The organism is Paenibacillus sp. sgz302148 (assembly GCF_056120465.1).
The window spans coordinates 206,333-225,485 of the sequence record NZ_JBVYOJ010000009.1; the positions used below are offsets into that span (position 1 = coordinate 206,333).

Genomic DNA, 19,153 nt, shown 5'->3' on the forward strand with positions numbered 1-19,153 from the left:
CAAGTCCGACCGTTGAAGCGTTTCCCCACAACTGTTATAATAAATAGAATCTTAAGGCAAGTATGGTGGGGGTTATGGATGACGGACGTTCAAGCTAGACAACAAAAAATACGCAACTTTTCGATTATTGCCCATATCGACCACGGCAAATCGACGCTTGCTGACCGCATACTGGAATATACCGGTGCGTTGTCGAATCGGGAAATGCAGGAGCAGGTGCTCGACCAAATGGATCTCGAGCGGGAACGTGGCATTACGATCAAGCTTCAGGCCGTGCGGTTGAGCTATCGCGCCGATAACGGCGAGGATTATATCCTGAACCTGATCGACACGCCGGGACACGTCGACTTTACGTACGAAGTATCGCGAAGCCTCGCGGCTTGCGAAGGCGCGCTGCTCGTCGTCGACGCGGCACAAGGCATTGAAGCGCAAACGTTGGCCAACGTTTATTTGGCTCTCGATAACAATCTTGAAATATTGCCGGTTATTAATAAAATCGACCTGCCAAGCGCCGAGCCGGAGCGGGTCAAGCAGGAAATCGAGGACGTTATCGGGCTCGACGCAAGCGAAGCGGTGCTTGCTTCGGCCAAAGCGGGCATCGGCATCCGCGACATTCTGGAACAGGTTGTCGCCAAAGTGCCCGCGCCGACAGGCGACCCGAATGCGCCGCTTAAAGCGCTCATTTTCGACTCGCATTATGATCCTTATAAAGGAGTTATCGTATATGTCCGCGTCGTGGACGGCGCCATTCGGTCCGGTTCCAAAATCAAAATGATGGCGACGGACAAAACGTTCGAAGTCATCGAGGTCGGCGCATTCAAGCCGCGCATGTCGATCGTCGAGGAATTGAACGTCGGCGACGTCGGTTTTATCGTTGCAGGCATCAAGAACGTGAAGGATACCCGCGTCGGCGATACGGTCACCGATGCGAAAAATCCGACGCTTGAACCGCTGCCGGGCTACCGCCGGATCAACCCGATGGTATTTTGCGGCTTGTATCCGATCGAAACGTCCGATTACGACGACCTGCGCGAAGCGCTGGAGAAGCTCGAGCTGAACGACGCGTCGCTGCGTTACGAGCCGGAAACGTCGTCGGCGCTTGGCTTCGGTTTCCGCTGCGGCTTCCTGGGCTTGCTGCATATGGAGATCATTCAAGAGCGGATCGAGCGCGAATTCAACATTCCGCTCATTACGACGGCGCCGAGCGTTGTGTACCGGGTAACGCTGACGAATGGCGAAACGCTATCGATCGACAACCCGTCGAACTACCCGGAGGTCGGCAAAATCGATTTCGTCGAAGAGCCGTACGTTAAAGCTTCGGTCATCGTGCCGAACGATTACGTCGGGGCGATCATGGAATTGTGCCAAAGCCGCCGCGGCGAATTCAAGACGATGGAGTACCTGGACACGAACCGGGTGACGATCATTTATGAAATGCCGCTGTCGGAAATCGTCTACGATTTCTTCGATCAACTCAAATCCAACACCAAAGGGTATGCGTCGTTCGACTACGATCTCGTCGGCTACCGCAAGTCGAATTTGGTGAAAATGGACATTATGCTGAACGCGGAGCAAGTAGACGCCCTGTCGGTTATCGTCCATCGCGACCGCGCGTACCATCGCGGCAAAATCATTTGCGAGAAGCTGAAGGAGCTTATCCCGCGGCAAATGTTCGAGGTGCCGGTGCAGGCTTCGATCGGCACGAAGATCATCGCACGCGAAACGGTTAAGGCGATGCGCAAAAACGTCCTTGCCAAATGTTACGGCGGCGACATCTCGCGGAAGCGGAAGCTGCTCGAGAAGCAGAAGGAAGGCAAAAAGCGGATGAAGCAGGTCGGCAGCGTCGAGGTGCCGCAGGAAGCGTTCATGGCCGTGCTCAAAATCGACGAATAGTCGGGTTATATCATAATGAGGCTGAGCCGCGTCGCGCCGTAAAATGGTGCTGCCGCGGCTTTTGTCGGCCATTTAGTCCCAAGAAAAGCGAGGTGTTGATCATGAATGAAATAACGGCAAAGCATACGGCCGAACCAACGTATCACGAAGCGTCCGTACCGCGTGCGGTTTATATCCATATTCCGTTTTGCACGAACAAGTGTCATTATTGCGACTTTAACTCGTATATCTTGAAAGGCCAGCCCGTAATGGATTATTTGCAGGCGCTGGAGAGGGAGATGGAGCGCACGGCCGGCGAATGTCCGCCGGAGACGATCGATACGATCTTCGTCGGCGGGGGGACGCCGACCGTGCTGACGCCGGAGCAGATGGAATATTTTCTCGGCACGGTGCGGAAGTATTTCCCGCTTGCCGAAGGCGGCGAGTTTACGATGGAAGCGAATCCCGGCACGACGGACAAGGAAAAGCTGGCGGCGATGCGCGCCGGCGGCGTAAACCGGATCAGCTTCGGGGTGCAATCGTTCGACAACGGATTGCTCGAAGGCATCGGACGGATCCATAATACGGACGACGTATATGCCAGTATCGAGAATGCCCGAGCGGTCGGTTTGGGCAACCTGTCGATCGATTTGATGTTCGGACTTCCGAAGCAAACGATCGCCATGCTGGAGGATAGCGTACGCAAGGCGCTGGAGCTCGATTTGACCCACTATTCGATTTACGGCCTTAAAGTCGAGGAGAATACGCTGTTCCACGCTTTATATCAAAAAAACCAGCTTCCTCTTCCCGATGAAGAAGACGAGCTGGACATGTATTTGCTTATTATGAAGCGTCTGAAGGAAGCCGGTTACGAGCAATATGAAATCAGCAATTTCGCCAAGCCGGGTTTCGCAAGCAGGCATAACACGACCTATTGGCTGAACGAAAGCTATTACGGGCTTGGCGCCGGGGCGCACGGATACGCTCGCGGACAGCGGCACATCAACATTAAAGGCGTGCAGCCGTACATCGATGCGGCTCAAGTTCGATTCCCCCGGCTGGAGACGTTCTCCGTTGACCGGGAGGAAGCGATGCAGGACTTTATGATGGTTGGGCTGCGACTATTGCGCGGCGTGCGCAATGAGGATTTCGTCCGCCAATTCGGCGAATCGCTCGAAGACGTGTTCGCGAAACCGCTGGAGCGGCTTGTCGCCCGGGGCCTGCTTGAGTCGACCGGATCCGGGTTTCGGCTTACCGATCAGGGGATTTTGCTTGGGAATGATGTTTTTGGCTCATTTCTAGATTAAACGCCGACGACTGGTTCCGGGGAATGCTGAGCGACACCCAAGCTTCCGATTGCAGATGCTTGACGAGATAAACGATTTGCCCGACATGATAAGAATAATGAGAGACTTGACGTTGTATCGCCTTAAGAACCGTATGCGGCTCCTTGCGGATATAGACGGTTTTCAGCACGTCACCCGCGGTTAGCGCAGATAGGCTATTCAGCAAAACCGACCAGCCTTGATTCCAGATTGCAAGAAGCTGTTCCTTTGACCGTACATCATCGACGAATTCATCGTCGCGATTGCGGTTTTCTTTTTCTCCGTCGGTTGTCAGAAAATCGGTCCAGCGGGAAATCATGTTGCCGCTCATATGTTTGACGATGACGGCGACGCTGTTCGATTCGGAGTCCGGCGACCGGTTGATGTCTTGCTCCTGGAGCTGATCCAGCGCGCGGTCTCCTAATTTTTTGATGCCGTTAAAATCGGTTACGATCGTTTGCAAATAGAGTTCAGCCAGTTCACTTGTCGTATCGGCATTGGAATTCGACATATCCGTTCACGCTCCTCATGGGTTCTAACTATATTGTAAACCGATTTTCGCCTGAGGAAAAACTGCGAAGCTATGAAATTATTTAATCAAACCGATAGATCGTTTGTAATTGCCTCTTGAATTTTTTATACGCCCTATTGTATATTTATTCGTATGACTTATCCCATGGAAGGAGGGCGTGCCATGGCCGTTAGCTGCAGGAAAGCATCAACGGAAGACATCGACACACTCGTTAGGCTCATTCAAGAATATGCTGAAAAAGGGATTATGCTCCCGAGGTCAAGGGAAGCGATTGCCAGAATGATCGAAACTTTCGTCGTTGCCGAGCTGGACGGCACGGTCGTCGGCTGCGGCTCCTTGTTCAAGCTCGGAACGGATTTGGTCGAAATCCGCTCGCTTGGCATTACCGACGGTTACAAAGGACAAGGCATCGGCAGCAGGCTTGTCGACTATCTGATTGAAGAAGCGCGGGAAATGCAAGTGCCTAAAGTGATGGCATTGACATATGAGGTGGCGTTTTTTCAGAAAAACGGGTTTACCGTCGTACAAAAAGAAATTTTCCCCGAGAAAGTATGGACCGATTGCATTCATTGCAAAAAACAACATTGCTGCGACGAAATCGCGGTACTTCGGATGCTGAACTGACTTGACAACCGTCACGTCGGTTTGGTATTTTTGTATTAGCGATTAGCACTCATCAGAAACGAGTGCTAACGACAGGAGGGAAGAATATGCTGTCGGAACGTCAGAGATTGATATTAAGCATCATCGTAGAAGACTATATTCGATCCGCGGAGCCTGTCGGATCACGGAGCATTTCCAAGCGCGGCGACGTCAGCTTCAGTCCGGCGACGATCCGGAACGAGATGGCCGATCTGGAGGAGCTTGGCTACCTGGAGCAGCCGCATACATCGGCAGGACGCATTCCTTCGCACAAAGGATATCGTTATTATGTCGATCATCTTGTGAAGCTGGCCGATATCAACGGCCGAGATCTGGACGTAATCAAATCATTTTTTGCCGAAAAAATAATCGAAATCGAGCGGGTCATTCAGCATGCAGCCTCGATTCTTTCGCATATTACGAACTACACCTCGATCGTGCTCGGTCCGGAGGTGTTCAGCACGACATTGCGTCACCTGCAGCTCGTGCCGTTAAACGACAATACGGCCGTCGCCATTATCGTGACGAACACGGGGCATGTGGAGAACCGCACGGTGACCATTCCCGACGGCATCGCCATGAGCGAGCTCGAAAAAGCGGTGAACATTTTAAACTCCAAGCTGGCCGGCGTACCTCTATTGAAGCTAAGCTCGAAAATGTATTCCGAAATCGGGCAGGAGCTCAGCAGATACGTGGACCGGTATGAATCGCTCATCGGCATGGTGGAATCGTTGTTCGATCAGAACGACAACAATCGCCTGTTCTTGAGCGGTACGACGAACATGCTGACACAGCCCGAGTTCAAAGACGTCGACAAGGTCAAAACGATATTGGATTTGCTGGACGAAACGCCAACGCTGCTGAAGCTGTTTTCTGCCGCTCCGTCCGGCATTCAGGTTCGGATCGGCACGGAAAACTCGCATGAAGCGATCAATAGCTGCAGTTTGATTACGGCAACCTATTCCTTGGAAGGCCAGACGCTTGGCACGATCGGCATTTTGGGACCTACCCGCATGGACTACGGACGCGTCATCGGCTTGCTGGATCATCTGTCCAAAGATTTGGCGGTTGCGCTGGCCCGCTGGTACAAATAAACCGACAACCGATCATTCCGAAGGAGAGGACAGAGCGGCCGATGAGTCAAATGAAGCAAAGCGGTTCCGAAGGGGACGAACGGCATTCCACATTAATGAACAACGCCGGCGCGATTCGCGCGATCTGTTCGGCGGTCGAAGGGACGCTTGGTCCCAAAGGGCTCGATACGATGCTCGTCGGCGCGGGCGGCGACGTCATTATTACGAACGACGGCGTGACGATATTGGAGAAAATGGACGTCACGCATCCCGCCGCGCGTCTTCTCATACAAGTGGCGCGTGCGCAGCAGAATGAGGTCGGCGACGGCACGACGACGGCAACGGTGCTTGCGGGCGCGCTTGTTAACGAGGGCGTGGCGCAAGTGACGCGGGGCGTGCCGGTCGCCAAAGTCGTCAGCGGCATGGCGCTTGGCATTCGCGAGGCGATTGACGCCGTCAAGCGCAAAGCAAGGCCGATCGCCGGCATGGACGATCCGATGCTGCGCCAGGTCGCCTTCGTTGCCGGCCGAGAGCACGAGGATATCGCGCGGCTGGTCGTATCGGCAGCCGAGCGACTCGGCGCGGAGAAGCTGCGGGACCCGCGGTTTGCATTTTCCGAAACGGTTGTTTCGGACGAAAAGGCGGACAACGAAGTATGGCCCGGATTGCTGCTCCGCAAAAAACCGCTTAACGCGCAAATGCATATCGGCTTAAGCAACAAGCGGGCGCTTGTTCTATACGATGCGTTCGAGCCGGAGTCGATCGGCGAAGAGGCGCTTGCGACCGAAGCGGGGTTCCACCGGTATATGGAGCTGAATAAGCAATTTACGCAGCTGTTGCATAAGCTGGTCGCCTTGGATATCGGCCTTGTGCTCGTCGATCGCGGCGTTCATCCGGAGGCGGAGCAATTTTGCGCCGATCAAGGGATTATCGTCATTCAACGGGCGTCGAAGACGGATTTGCACAAAGTTTGCGAGTTTACCGGAGCCAAGCCGTTAAAGCGCATCGCCTTGCATAAATCAGAAGATGAGCTGATCGACTACCTGGGCTTCGTCGAAGATGTCTATTATGATGCGAAGCTGGAACGGGTCCGCCTAGCCGGCGGCCCGAGGGAGCCGGCGGTAACGATCGTCGTCGGAGCGAGCACCCGGGAAATCGTCGGCGAGCGGGCCCGAATCGCCCGCGATGCGGCGGCTTCGGTGCAGGCGGCTGTCCGCGGCGGGATCGTCCCGGGAGGCGGCGCGGTTGAGATCGCGGTCGCCCGCGAGCTGGAGCGATACCGCGAAGGCATTCGCGGCATGGAAGGCTTCGGCGTAGACGCGGTCGCGCAGGCGCTGCGCAAGCCGCTTTCGCAAATCGTCGTGAATGCAGGCTTCAACCCGCTGGAGAAGGTGGAAGAAGCTAAAGCCGCGCAGCATCAAGGAGATACCGATACGCTCGGCATCGATTGCGATACCGGCCAGCTGATCGATATGCTGCAAGCCGGCATCGTCGACCCCGCGCCCGTGAAGATCCACGCCTTGCAAGCGGCGGGAGAAGTGGCGGCGGCCGTGCTTCGCATACATACCGTCATTAAAATGCGTTCCGCGGAGGCGGACGATGCATACTAAACGATGATAAGCCGACCTAAGCTTTGCAGGTGTACCATTTTAAGGAGGTGAATGGATAGTGACTCAGAAAGAGAATGCTATGGAGATGGAGAACAAAGAAGAGATAGCGGCTGAAACCGTAGATAACGAACAAGACGTAACGTCTTCTACTCATACCGAGCCGGAAACATCCGACAATCTTGACGAACAACCGGTTGATCCCGAAATCGAGCAATTGCGAAAGCAAGTGGAAGAGGGGAAAGAGCGGTTGCTGAGGGCGCAAGCCGATTTTGACAATTTCCGGCGCCGCACGTTAAAGGAAAAGGAAGAGCTCGCCCAATACGCCGCCATGAAGCTGATCGGCGAACTGCTGCCGGTTACGGACAATATGGAGCGCGCGCTTGCCGCAAGCAAGGCGAACCAAGATTTTGAATCGCTTGCCAAAGGGGTGGACATGATTTTCCGCCAGTTCTCGCAAGTGCTGGAGAACGAAGGGCTTAAAGCGATGAACGCTGTCGGCCAGCCGTTTAATCCCGAATTCCATCAAGCGATCATGCAAGTGGAATCCGAGGAGCACGAGGAAGGCATCGTTGTTGAAGAAGTGCAAAAAGGCTATATGCTGAAAGAGAAAGTACTCCGTCCCGCAATGGTCAAAGTGAGCATGTAACGGACGTTATCCGATAATATTGAACAATGATTTTGAGGAGGTTCATTCAGATGAGTAAAGTAATTGGCATCGACTTAGGAACAACGAACTCTTGCGTTGCCGTCATGGAAGGCGGCGAAGCCGTCGTTATCCCGAATCCGGAAGGCAACCGTACGACCCCGTCGGTCGTAGGCTTCAAGAAAGACGGCGAACGCGTTGTCGGCGAAACGGCGAAACGCCAGGCGATCACGAACCCGGACCGCACGATTTCTTCGATCAAGCGTTTCATGGGAACAACGCACAAAGAAAAAATCGACAACAACGAATTTTCGCCGCAAGAGATTTCCGCAATGATTCTGCAAAAGCTGAAATCCGACGCCGAAGCATACCTCGGCCAACCGGTAACGCAAGCGGTTATCACCGTTCCTGCTTATTTCAATGACAGTCAGCGTCAAGCGACGAAGGACGCGGGCAAAATCGCGGGTCTGGAAGTGCTGCGGATCGTAAACGAACCGACGGCTGCGGCGCTTGCTTACGGTCTCGAAAAATCGGAAGATCAAACGATCCTCGTTTATGACCTCGGCGGCGGTACGTTCGACGTTTCGATTCTCGAGTTGGGAGATGGCTTCTTCGAAGTAAAGGCGACAAGCGGCGACAACCGTCTCGGCGGCGACGACTTCGACCAAGTGGTGATGGATTACCTTGTTGCCGAGTTCAAAAAAGAGCAAGGCATCGACCTGAGCAAAGACAAAGCGGCGGTTCAACGTTTAAAAGACGCTGCGGAAAAAGCGAAAAAAGAGCTGTCGGGCGTCATGTCCACGACGATTTCTTTGCCGTTCATTACGGTTGTCGACGGCGTGCCTCAGCACTTGGAGATGAACTTGACTCGCGCAAAATTCGACGAACTGACGGCACAGCTGGTTGAGCGTACGCTTGGACCGACTCGCCAGGCGTTGTCCGACTCCGGCTTGTCCGCAAGCGAAATCGACAAAGTCGTTCTTGTCGGCGGATCTACGCGTATTCCTGCCGTACAGGATGCGATCAAGAAGCTGATCGGCAAAGAGCCTCACAAAGGCGTCAATCCGGACGAAGTCGTTGCTCTCGGCGCAGCCGTTCAAGCCGGCGTATTGACGGGCGACGTCAAAGACGTCGTATTGCTCGACGTTACTCCGCTTTCCCTCGGTATCGAAACGGCAGGCGGCGTATTTACGAAAATGATCGACCGCAACACGACGATACCGACAAGCAAATCGCAAATTTATTCCACGTACGCGGACAACCAAACAAGCGTGGAAATTCATGTTCTGCAAGGCGAGCGTTCGATGGCGAAGGACAACAAAACGCTTGGACGTTTTATGCTGGGCGACATTCCGCCGGCGCCGCGCGGCATTCCGCAAATCGAGGTTACGTTCGATATCGATGCGAACGGCATCGTAAACGTTTCGGCGCTGGATAAAGGTACGGGCAAAAGCCACAAAATTACGATCACTTCCTCCAGCGGCCTCAGCCAAGAGGAAATCGACCGGATGACGAAGGATGCCGAGCTTCACGCCGAAGAAGACCGCAAGCGCAAAGAGCTCGTCGAAGCGCGCAACCAAGCGGACCAACTCGTCTACACCGTGGAGAAAACGCTGAAGGATCTTGGCGACAAGGTCGACCAAGGCGAAATCGACCAAGCGAACGCGGCGAAAGACAAAGTGAAAAAAGCGCTCGAAGGCGACAATCTCGAAGAAATCCAAAAATCGACCGAGGAGCTTACCGAGGTGGTTCAGAAGCTGTCCGTCAAGCTGTATGAGCAAGCGTCGCAAGCAGGCGCTGCGGGCGAAGCGGGACCGCAATCGCAAGGCGAACCGGCGAAAAAAGATAACGTAGTCGATGCGGACTACGAAGTCGTCGACGATAAGAAATAAGAAATAAGAAAAGCTTCGGATCGAAAATTAAAGGTTGAACGCGAGGTCAAAGTCAGGTTATGCTGACTTTGGCTTTCGTTTTGAAATCAATATCGATTGCAGATGAGATGGCAATGGGGGTGGGAGCATGGCGAATAAGCGGGATTATTATGAAGTGCTAGGCGTCGGGAAAGAAGCGAATGCCGATGAGCTGAAAAAGGCCTATCGCAAGTTGGCGCGCGAGTATCATCCCGACGTGAACAAAGCCGCGGATGCGGAATCCAAGTTCAAAGAAATCAAGGAAGCTTACGATGTCTTAAGCGACGATCAGAAGCGGGCGACGTACGACCGTTTCGGGCATGTCGATCCGAACCAGGGGATGGGCGGAGGCGGCTTCGGCGGCCAAGATTTCGGCGGCTTCGGCGATATATTCGATATGTTTTTCGGCGGCGGCGGCGGAAGCCGGCGCGATCCGAACGCGCCGCAGCGCGGCAATGACCTGCAATATACGATGACGATCGAGTTCAAGGAAGCGGTGTTCGGCAAAGAGACGGACATCACGATCCCGCGTACCGAAAACTGCGATACGTGTCACGGCTCCGGAGCCAAACCGGGTACGAAACCGGAAACTTGCTCCACTTGCCGCGGCAGCGGACAGCAGGAGGTCGTGCAGAATACGGCGTTCGGACGTATCGTGAACCGCAGAGTGTGCTCCACTTGTAACGGGCAGGGCAAAATTATCAAAGACAAATGCGGCGATTGCCATGGCTCGGGCAAGGTGAAGAAGCAGCGGAAGATTCATGTCAAAATTCCTGCAGGTGTGGACGACGGCGCGCAGCTGCGCATCTCCGGCGAAGGGGAGCCCGGCTTGCGGGGAGGTCCTTCCGGCGATCTGTACATCATTTTGCGCGTGAAGCCGCATGACTTCTTCGAGCGCGAAGGCGACGACATTTATTGCGAAATTCCACTCACGTTCGCGCAAGCGGCGCTCGGCGACGAAATCGAAATCCCGACGCTGACGGAGAAGGTGAAGCTGAAAATTCCGGCAGGCACGCAAACAGACACCCATTTCCGCCTGAAGGGCAAAGGGGTGCCGCGTCTTCGCGGCTACGGACAAGGCGATCAGCACGTGAAGGTCGTTGTCGTGACGCCGACGAACCTAAGCGAAGAACAGAAGGAGCTGCTGCGCAAATTTGCCGGATTAAGCGGCGAGCAAACGCACGAGCAGCACCAATCGATCTTCGAGCGGATGAAAAAAGCGTTTCTAGGCGACTAATAACGGCATATTCCGACATCCGGCAATATGCACAACATAACTATGATGTTTGCGGCACGTCCGCATTCATCATAGTTTTTTTGCGTTAACAAGCATAATGAAGCCGAGTTTGCCAAATACTACATTCATGCGGAAATATGCTCATGAGGAGGAAGCTTAACCATGGCTCAAGATAAAAAGAACAATCTATATCGAGATATAAACGTACAATTCGGCGACCTGCCGATCGGGAAAAACGAGGATGTCGAATTTTCGGAAGAGCAAATGGATGCCGACGATAAAGAGGCGTTGGAGCGGGCGGAACAAGCCGATCAAAGGCAGCAGTCGTAACGTCCGAATGATGCCGACCAGTCGCGGGCAGCGCGCCTGGCTCGCGGGTTAGAAGGAGGGTAATTCATGGGTCAACGAACCATCACAGCTTATTTCCAAAACGCATCGCAAGCGGAAACCGTTGCAACCAAGCTTAAATCGTTGCGGGCGGAGGACGTATCGATCGGTCCGGCCGCCAATTATACGGGCGGAACCCCGGTAGGCCTCTCCAATCCGATAACGAGCGGATTTCCCGGGATGGCGGCTCTTTCGATCGGCGGCACGTTCCTGAACCCGAATGGAGCGATTTTTGCGGCTTACGACCCGATGGCATACGGCATGTCGGAATTTGCCGGAGACAACCTGGATTGCTTGCTGACCGCAACGATCGACGATGAAGCGTACGATCAGGCGATACATGCCATTTCCGACGGCGGCGGGAGAGTTTAGAGACGCGGGTGGCGCGAATGTGCGACATAAATTAAGCATCGCTCGAAGAAAGGCTTCCCTCACAGGGAGGCCTTTTTGACGGTGTAAATCAGCTTCGAAGCCATGTCCCGCTTTGTGGGGTTATTTTGTATTATGGTGGACGGTATAGTACAATAACAATTATGCGACTGCAAGACTATTTATTTTTTCATACATATTGGAGGGCAATGAATGCGTTGGCATGAAATTACGATACATACGACCGAGCAAGCCACGGAAATGGTTTCCAACTTCCTGCATGAATTGGATGCGGACGGGGTATCGATTGAAGAGTCGGGAACGTTAAACAAAAAGCGCGATACGTCGCTTGGACAATTTTATGAATCGCCGCTGAACGACATCCCGGAAGGGTTTGCCGTCGTGAAAGGCTACTTCCTTGAGACGGAGGATCCCGCCACGTTGATGGCCGGGCTGGAACCGAGAATTGCGGAGCTTCGGGATTTCGGAATCGACCCGGGATCGGGCGTGATGGAAACGCGGCTCGTCGACGAGGACGATTGGGCCAACGCTTGGAAGCAATATTTCAAGCCGATTCGAGTGACGGATAAGCTGACGATTAAACCGACATGGGAAACCTACACGCCTCAAAGCGCAGAGGAGCGGATTATCGAGCTCGACCCCGGCATGGCATTCGGCACGGGCACGCACCCGACTACGTCGCTTTGCCTGCGTACGCTGGAGTCCGTCATTGAGGGCGGCGAAGATATTATCGACGTGGGTACAGGATCCGGCATCCTGGCGATCGGCGCATGCCTGCTCGGCGCAAAGCGGGTGCTCGCCGTAGACCTCGATCCCGTCGCCGTCGCAAGCGCGGCCGAGAATGTCGAATTGAACGGGCTAAGCGACCGGATCAATGTCCGCGAAAGCGACCTGCTGCAGGTGCTCCACGATAACGAGCAGTCGGATGATGCCGAAGGCATTCTCGGCGTCAAGCTGCCCGTACGCATCGTCGTCGCGAATATCCTGGCGGAGGTTATCATGCTCTTCATCGACGACGTCTATCAAGTGTTGGAAGCCGGCGGCTATTATATTACGTCGGGTATCTACAAGAATAAAGAGCAAGCGGTGGAGCAGGCGCTGACTGCGTCCGGATTCACGATCGTCGATCGTCAGCGCGACCAGGACTGGATTGCTTTTGTCGCCAAAAAACAGTAGGTGGGTGAACGATGGATTTTCTCCAAAATTTAATTCGGTATCCGTTGGAAGATTTGCCGTTTGTTATTCTTGTCTTATTGATCGCCTTTTCCGTTCACGAATTTGCCCACGCGTATTCGGCTTATAAATTCGGCGATCCCACTGCCAAGCTACTCGGGCGGGTCAGCTTGAATCCGAGAGTGCATCTTAGCCTCATCGGGGTATTGTTCTTGATGGTGGCGGGCTTCGGCTGGGCGAAACCGGTACCGGTCAACCGCAGCAATTTCAAAAGGCCTCGGTTGATGGGCATTATCGTTTCGGCTGCCGGACCGATCAGCAATTTGATTCTTGCGTTTATCGGCACTTTGCTGTTAACGATGTTCTTCTATTTCGGATGGTTGAACGGGATGAATCGCGGCGTCGCAATGGCCTTATATACGTTCTTCAATTATTTGATCACGATTAACTTGGCCTTGTTTATTTTTAACCTGATTCCGTTGCCGCCGCTGGACGGTTACCGGATTGTCGAAGATTTGGCCCCTCCGGCGCTGCGGGCTAAAATGTCGCAATACGAGCAGTGGGGCATGTTCATCCTGCTGTTGTTGGTATTCATCACTCCCGTCTCCCGGGTGACGCTCGGACCGCTTTTTGCGTTAAGCGGGGATATTTTGACATTATTCAACGATTTTCTATCGATCTTCTTCCGAATGTAGTGGAAAATGAGGACAAAGGTAGCATTTGAGCCGTAAAAGTTGTATGATGGAGTTTGGAGTTTTCCGACTCCATTTTTTTCGTTTAATTACGTATGAATTCGTGAAGGCAGAGATGATTATGCAGCGATATTTTGTAGCGCCGGAGCAGTTTACGGAAGCGTCCGTCACGATTACCGGCGATGACGCTCATCATATCACGCGCGTCATGCGCGGGCGGGTCGGTGACATCGTCATTTGCAGCGACGGCGAAAGCCGCGAGGCGAAGGTTGAAATTACGGCAATCGGGCAAGGCTCTGTCGAAGCTTCGATCGTCGAGATGATCCCAATGACGCAGGAAGCCGCCGTCGACGTATGGATTGCGCAAAGCTTGCCGAAAGGCGACAAGCTGGAAACGGTCATTCAGAAATGCACGGAAATCGGCGCCAGCCGGTTCGTTCCGTTTATTTCCGAACGGACGGTTGTCCAATATGATGATAAGAAGGAAGCGAAGCGGCTCGAGCGCTGGAACAAAATCGCCAAGGAAGCGGCGGAGCAGGCCCATCGCAACCGAGTGCCGCGGGTAGACGCATCGGTTTCCTGGAAAAGGCTCCTCGGGCTCATTCCGGAGGTTGACGCCGCATATTTTTGTTATGAGAAACAATCGGCGCAGCAATTTCGCGAGCTGCTGGGGCTTGTATTTGCAGGAAACGGACAGACTGAAGATAAGGCTGCCGATCCTAATGCGACAACCAAAGCAGAACGACGTAAGAAGCTGCTGCTCATCGTAGGGCCGGAAGGCGGTTTTACCGAAAATGAAGCCTTGCAGGCCGAAGCGGCCGGGGCGAAAGCCGTAGGGCTTGGCAAACGAATTTTACGCACGGAAACGGCCGCCATGGTCGGACTCACGTGCATACTATATGAATCCGGAGAGATGGGAGGACGGTAACATGCCATCCGTCGCATTTTATACGCTTGGTTGTAAAGTGAATTTTTACGATACGGAAGCGATTTGGCAGCTGTTTAAAAACGAAGGCTACGAGCAGGTCGACTTTGAGTCGACGGCCGACGTTTATTTGATCAATACATGCACCGTAACGAATACAGGGGACAAGAAGAGCCGGCAAATCATTCGCCGGGCGGTTCGCCGCAATCCGGACGCGATCATCGCCGTTACCGGCTGCTACGCGCAAACGTCGCCGGCCGAAATTATGGCCATTCCGGGCGTCGATCTCGTTATCGGCACGCAAGACCGAGACAAAATCATGCCGTATATCGAGCAAATCCAGAAGGATCGCCAGCCGATCAACGCCGTTCGCAACATTATGAAAACGCGCGAATTCGAAGAGCTGGACGTTCCCGATTTTGCGGAGCGTACGCGCGCATTCCTCAAAATACAGGAAGGCTGCAACAACTTCTGCACGTTCTGCATCATTCCTTGGTCGCGCGGCCTCTCGCGCAGCCGCAGCCCGGAAAGCGTCATTAACCAGGCGAAGCAGCTTGTAGCTGCCGGCTACAAGGAAATCGTATTAACCGGCATCCATACCGGCGGTTATGGCGACGATCTGGAGAACTACAAGCTGGCCAATCTGCTATGGGATCTTGACAAAGTTGAAGGTTTGGAGCGGATTCGGATCAGCTCGATCGAAGCGAGCCAAATTACGGATGAAGTGATTGAAGTGCTCCAGAACACTTCGAAAATGTGCCGTCATCTGCACATACCGCTTCAAGCGGGGAACGATACCGTACTGAAGCGGATGCGCCGCAAATATACGACGGCGGAATTCGCCGAGAAGATCGAACGACTCCACCGGATTATGCCGGATGTCGCGATTACGACCGACGTGATCGTCGGCTTCCCGGGGGAGACCGTAGAAATGTACCGCGACGGTTATGCTTTCATGGAGAAAATTCAGTTCGCGGAAATGCACGTATTCCCGTATTCGAAGCGTACCGGCACGCCGGCCGCACGGATGGAGGATCAGATCGACGAAGAAGTGAAAAACGAACGCGTCCATGAGCTGATCGACTTGTCCGAGCGGATGCAGCTGGATTACGCCCGCAAGTTCGTCGGTCAAGTGCTTGACGTGATCCCGGAGCGGGATTATAAAGGCGCGCCGGGTACGGGCATGGTGATGGGCTACAGCGACAACTACTTGCAGATCGTGTTCGAGGGGGCGGAATCGCTCATCGGCGAGCTTTGCAAAGTACAAATCGTGGAAGCGGGAGTCAACGAATGCAAAGGCAAGCTCGTGCGCGTCATGCCGTCGGCACCGGAGCAAGTTCGTACGGCGAGCGGGATATAATCCCGAACCCGGCTTTTGCGGACCCTCTATATACGCTAGTTAGGATTTCGTTCGGCTTGCCGATACGAAGTCCTTTTTTCAAAATATAACCATTTCATATTGGGGTGAGCCATCATGAAAGAAATATCCGCAGGAGGCGTCGTTTATCGAACGGTAGACGGGAAATTAGAAATTCAGATGATTCAGGATCGTTACGGCAAAATATCGCTGCCCAAGGGCAAAATGGAGCCCGGCGAAACGATCGAGCAGACGGCGCTCCGGGAAATCGTCGAGGAAACGGGCATAACGGGCCGTATTATCGCCCCGCTCGATACGATCAAATATCAATACACGACGCAAAGCAATGAGGTCGTCGATAAAGAGGTCCACTATTATTTGGTTGAGGCGGTCGGCGGCTCGCTGCAAGCTCAAGTCGAAGAAATCCGCGGCGTCGAATGGTTTGAACCGCAAGAGGCTTGGAGACGCCAATCAACCTCCGGCTATGACAACAATGACCGAATTTTGAGGGCGGCTTTGAAACAATTGGGCTTGGAGGCGATTGGCAATGGCTGAAGGACATTATTCGAATGAACGGCTGGCATCCGATCCTGCTCGTCTGGCGCAATATATCGATCATACGTACTTGAAGCCGGAAGCAGGTAGAGCAGATATCGAGAAATTGTGCCGGGAAGCGAAAGAGCATCGGTTTTACAGCGTTTGCGTAAACGGCTGCTGGGTACCGCTTTGCCGAGAATTGTTAGCCGGCTCGGACGTGCGCGTCTGCGCCGTCGTTGGTTTTCCGCTTGGCGCAATGACGAGCGGCGCCAAAGCGTTCGAAGCTGCCGAAGCGGCAAACGCCGGCGCTGCGGAGATCGACATGGTGGTAGCCGTCGGCTTGCTGAAGGATGGAAGCTACGAGGCCGTGGAACGAGATATTCGCGAGATTGTCGAAGCGGTGAAGGGCAAAGCGATCGTAAAGGTCATACTCGAAACGGGACTGCTCAGCGACAATCAGAAACGCGAAGGCTGCAGGATCGCCGAAGCGGCAGGGGCGCATTTCGTCAAAACGTCGACGGGATTCGGTCCGGGCGGAGCAACGGCAGCCGACATCCGGCTCATGCGGGAGAACGTATCTCCGCATATCGGAGTCAAGGCTTCCGGGGGCGTAAGAGATACGGCGGCCGCACTCCAAATGATTCAAGCCGGCGCTACGCGGCTCGGTACAAGCTCCGGCGTTACGATTGTAGCCGGAACTTCCGCCAAACCGGCAAATAACACAGCGGCAGAGCCAGGAGCGAACACGCAATATTAAACACGGTTTGCGCGCGCGCGATCTGGCCGGAAGGTTGATTCGTCATCCAGTTGACAAGGTCATGCAGTACCGGGATGAGCGGGTAAAACAAAATGGCGCCGCCGACGTTCAAAGCGATGTGCGACCAGGCGACAAGCTGGCCGGCTTTGCTGCCTCCGATCGAAGCGATAAAGGCCGTGGCGCACGTGCCGACATTGGCGCCGATAACAATCGCGATGCCGAGCTCGGGCGGCAGCACGCCGGTTGACGCAAGGCCCATTGCCATCGCGATGACGGCTGCGCTGCTGTGGATGATCGCCGTCACAATGGCGCCGGCCGCTATCCCCCACAATAGGCTGCGCTGGGCTTGCTCCACGAACCAGTCGAACAGACCGCGTTCCTGAAGAGCGGGCGCAACCGACTGCATCGTATGGATGCCGAGCAAGACGCAGGAAAACCCGGCTATGGCGAGAGACAACCATTGGGTCGAGCGGAGCGCGCTCACGGATAATCGGAAGGAAGCGACTTGCGCCGTCCCGTCTTTTTGCTGGATCATAACAAATGAGACCACTAACGTACATATAGATAATATGAGTAGAGGCAGGCCAAGCCGGTTTATGTTTAATCCGATCAGCTCGGTCGTTAGGCAAGTGCCGATGTTCGTGCCGAGAATGATGCCGAGCGTACGGGGGAAGGTCAACAACCCGGCATTCACCAGACCGATGGAAAGGACCGTTACGGCGGTGCTGCTCTGGAGCAGAGCGGTGATTCCGGTTCCGGCGACAAGGCCGTGCCAAGGGGTCGCTGTGTACGTTTCCAGAATGCCGAGCAGCCGAGGACCTGCCCAGCGATGCAGCGAAAGCTCCATCATTTTCATGCCGAATAGAAATAATCCGAAACCGAATAATGATGCGAAAAATATTTGCGCCATGTATGATCCCCTCATTCCTAGAAACTGTAACTCCCGAACTTCAACTCCTGCTGCATTTTATGAAACGATTTGTCCAAGCATGACTAGGGTCATTCATCGTGGATAGTGCTCCGAATAGAAGCTTTACTTATTTTGTATTGACATCCGGCAAAAACAAAGATAATATAGGCAACAAACAACACAAACATTCAACAATCAACAAAACCACCGAATCATCGTGATGTTACTTAAAAGGAGGTATCGTTCGGCAATAAGACGCGTTAACGTCTTATTCCGTCTTGTTATGTCGTTATCCTATGAAGAACGCAAAAAAACGATCTTGGATCAGCTGGAACAGGACAACAAAGTTCAGGTTCATGCTTTGGCGGAGCAATTAAACGTCTCTGCGGAAACGATCCGCCGCGATCTCGACCGGTTGGAGAAGGAAGGCTGGTTAAAGAAGGTCTACGGAGGCGCCGTCAAAACGCGTATGGAAACGTGGGAGCCGCCGTTCGTGCAACGGGCGCAGATGAACGCATCCGAAAAGATGCTAATCGGCAAATATGCCGCATCACTCGTTAAAGAAGGCGAGACGATCATGGTCGACCACGGGACGACGGCGATTGAGCTTGTTCGTCACTTGCGCGAGCGGACCGACGTCACGATCGTTACCCATTCGGTACCGGTGTTGTTGTTTGCGTTGGAATCGTTCAAGGGGCGAATTTTTTTCGCGGGCGGCGAAGTGAATACCGCTTTGCAATCCGCTGCCGGTCCGTTAACCGATATGCTGCTCGGACAATTTCGCGTCCACAAGGCTTTTATTACGGTAGGCGGCATTTCGCTCGTTGAAGGAATAACCGATTACGATCTGAACGAAGCTGGCATTTCCCGCAAAATGATGGAACGCGCCGAGGAATCGATCGTTCTCGCCGACCATTCCAAATTCGGCAAAGCGACATTTGCCAAAATATCGACCCTGCACAACGTATCGATGCTCATTACCGATCCGGGCTGCCCGGCGGAATGGATCGAGCATTTGCGCGAACGCGATGTGGAAGTGCTAATTGCGGGCGACAAATTTGAGTCGGAGGAAGTAGCTGACGAGGCGTAAAAGGGACTCGGCTTACGATACGCAAGCGCTTTTGTGTGGAGTGACGATAACTCTTGCGCCGGGAAGCGGTTGTATTGAATCGAGGAGGAGA

The 19,153-nt window shown here is 53.9% G+C and carries 19 protein-coding genes; 17 read left to right on the top strand and 2 right to left on the bottom strand.

Features of this window, described 5'->3' with window-relative positions; all coding sequences use genetic code 11:
- Window positions 1-78 precede the first annotated feature (78 nt).
- The gene (gene lepA, locus AC0LWM_RS15435) at window positions 79-1,893 is read left to right on the top strand and encodes a translation elongation factor 4 (protein WP_474675847.1); all 1,815 of its coding nucleotides are present in this window, start codon (window positions 79-81) and stop codon (window positions 1,891-1,893) included.
- Between the two features lie 101 nt (window positions 1,894-1,994).
- On the top strand, window positions 1,995-3,179 hold the full coding sequence (gene hemW / locus AC0LWM_RS15440) for a radical SAM family heme chaperone HemW (protein ID WP_474675848.1): 1,185 nt from the start codon (window positions 1,995-1,997) through the stop codon (window positions 3,177-3,179).
- Here hemW and AC0LWM_RS15445 read toward each other — a convergent pair.
- Window positions 3,124-3,708, bottom strand: coding sequence for a DUF1572 family protein (locus tag AC0LWM_RS15445; protein ID WP_474675849.1), 585 nt, complete (start codon window positions 3,706-3,708; stop codon window positions 3,124-3,126). The genes hemW and AC0LWM_RS15445 overlap by 56 nt on opposite strands.
- A 183-nt stretch (window positions 3,709-3,891) precedes the next feature.
- Between AC0LWM_RS15445 and AC0LWM_RS15450 the strand changes: the two genes are divergently transcribed.
- From AC0LWM_RS15450 to deoC, 14 genes are all read left to right on the top strand, one after another.
- Window positions 3,892-4,353 carry an N-acetyltransferase gene (locus tag AC0LWM_RS15450; RefSeq protein WP_474675850.1) on the top strand — a complete coding sequence of 154 codons (462 nt, stop codon included), beginning with the start codon at window positions 3,892-3,894 and terminating at the stop codon, window positions 4,351-4,353.
- Window positions 4,354-4,439: 86 nt separating this feature from the next.
- Window positions 4,440-5,465, top strand: a complete 1,026-nt coding sequence (gene hrcA, locus AC0LWM_RS15455; protein WP_474675851.1) for a heat-inducible transcriptional repressor HrcA — start codon at window positions 4,440-4,442, stop codon at window positions 5,463-5,465.
- Between the two features lie 41 nt (window positions 5,466-5,506).
- Window positions 5,507-7,054, top strand: coding sequence for a TCP-1/cpn60 chaperonin family protein (locus AC0LWM_RS15460; protein ID WP_474675852.1), 1,548 nt, complete (start codon window positions 5,507-5,509; stop codon window positions 7,052-7,054).
- A gap of 58 nt (window positions 7,055-7,112) precedes the next feature.
- Window positions 7,113-7,700 (top strand): nucleotide exchange factor GrpE, encoded by a 588-nt coding sequence (gene grpE / locus AC0LWM_RS15465; protein ID WP_474675853.1) that lies wholly within the window; start codon window positions 7,113-7,115, stop codon window positions 7,698-7,700.
- A 50-nt stretch (window positions 7,701-7,750) separates the two neighbouring features.
- A complete protein-coding gene (dnaK, locus tag AC0LWM_RS15470; RefSeq protein ID WP_474675854.1) occupies window positions 7,751-9,589 on the top strand; it encodes a molecular chaperone DnaK in 1,839 nt (612 codons plus the stop codon).
- A gap of 127 nt (window positions 9,590-9,716) precedes the next feature.
- A complete protein-coding gene (gene dnaJ, locus AC0LWM_RS15475) occupies window positions 9,717-10,844 on the top strand; it encodes a molecular chaperone DnaJ (protein ID WP_474675855.1) in 1,128 nt (375 codons plus the stop codon).
- Between the two features lie 162 nt (window positions 10,845-11,006).
- Window positions 11,007-11,174, top strand: coding sequence for a YfhD family protein (locus AC0LWM_RS15480; RefSeq protein WP_474675856.1), 168 nt, complete (start codon window positions 11,007-11,009; stop codon window positions 11,172-11,174).
- A gap of 66 nt (window positions 11,175-11,240) precedes the next feature.
- Window positions 11,241-11,603: a hypothetical protein gene (locus AC0LWM_RS15485; RefSeq protein WP_474675857.1), complete on the top strand. Its 363-nt coding sequence runs from the start codon at window positions 11,241-11,243 to the stop codon at window positions 11,601-11,603.
- Window positions 11,604-11,813: 210 nt separating this feature from the next.
- Entirely contained in the window at window positions 11,814-12,797 is a 984-nt protein-coding gene (gene prmA, locus AC0LWM_RS15490; protein ID WP_474675858.1) for a 50S ribosomal protein L11 methyltransferase, read from the top strand.
- Window positions 12,798-12,808: 11 nt separating this feature from the next.
- A complete protein-coding gene (locus AC0LWM_RS15495; RefSeq protein ID WP_474675859.1) occupies window positions 12,809-13,489 on the top strand; it encodes a site-2 protease family protein in 681 nt (226 codons plus the stop codon).
- A 118-nt stretch (window positions 13,490-13,607) separates the two neighbouring features.
- The gene (locus tag AC0LWM_RS15500; RefSeq protein ID WP_474675860.1) at window positions 13,608-14,414 is read left to right on the top strand and encodes an RsmE family RNA methyltransferase; all 807 of its coding nucleotides are present in this window, start codon (window positions 13,608-13,610) and stop codon (window positions 14,412-14,414) included.
- A gap of 1 nt (window position 14,415) precedes the next feature.
- Window positions 14,416-15,771 carry a tRNA (N(6)-L-threonylcarbamoyladenosine(37)-C(2))-methylthiotransferase MtaB gene (gene mtaB, locus AC0LWM_RS15505; RefSeq protein ID WP_474675861.1) on the top strand — a complete coding sequence of 452 codons (1,356 nt, stop codon included), beginning with the start codon at window positions 14,416-14,418 and terminating at the stop codon, window positions 15,769-15,771.
- 114 nt (window positions 15,772-15,885) lie between these two features.
- Complete coding sequence (locus AC0LWM_RS15510; protein ID WP_474675862.1) at window positions 15,886-16,323, top strand: NUDIX hydrolase; 438 nt, start codon at window positions 15,886-15,888, stop codon at window positions 16,321-16,323.
- Window positions 16,316-17,062, top strand: a complete 747-nt coding sequence (gene deoC, locus AC0LWM_RS15515) for a deoxyribose-phosphate aldolase (protein WP_474675863.1) — start codon at window positions 16,316-16,318, stop codon at window positions 17,060-17,062. Before AC0LWM_RS15510 ends, deoC begins: the two co-directional genes overlap by 8 nt.
- Here deoC and AC0LWM_RS15520 read toward each other — a convergent pair.
- Window positions 16,986-17,972: a Na/Pi cotransporter family protein gene (locus AC0LWM_RS15520; protein WP_474675864.1), complete on the bottom strand. Its 987-nt coding sequence runs from the start codon at window positions 17,970-17,972 to the stop codon at window positions 16,986-16,988. The two genes, deoC and AC0LWM_RS15520, sit on opposite strands and share 77 nt — an antisense overlap.
- 283 nt (window positions 17,973-18,255) lie before the next feature.
- Here AC0LWM_RS15520 and AC0LWM_RS15525 point away from each other — a divergent pair, with 283 nt between their 5' ends.
- Window positions 18,256-19,062 carry a DeoR/GlpR family DNA-binding transcription regulator gene (locus tag AC0LWM_RS15525; RefSeq protein WP_474675946.1) on the top strand — a complete coding sequence of 269 codons (807 nt, stop codon included), beginning with the start codon at window positions 18,256-18,258 and terminating at the stop codon, window positions 19,060-19,062.
- Window positions 19,063-19,153 lie beyond the last annotated feature (91 nt).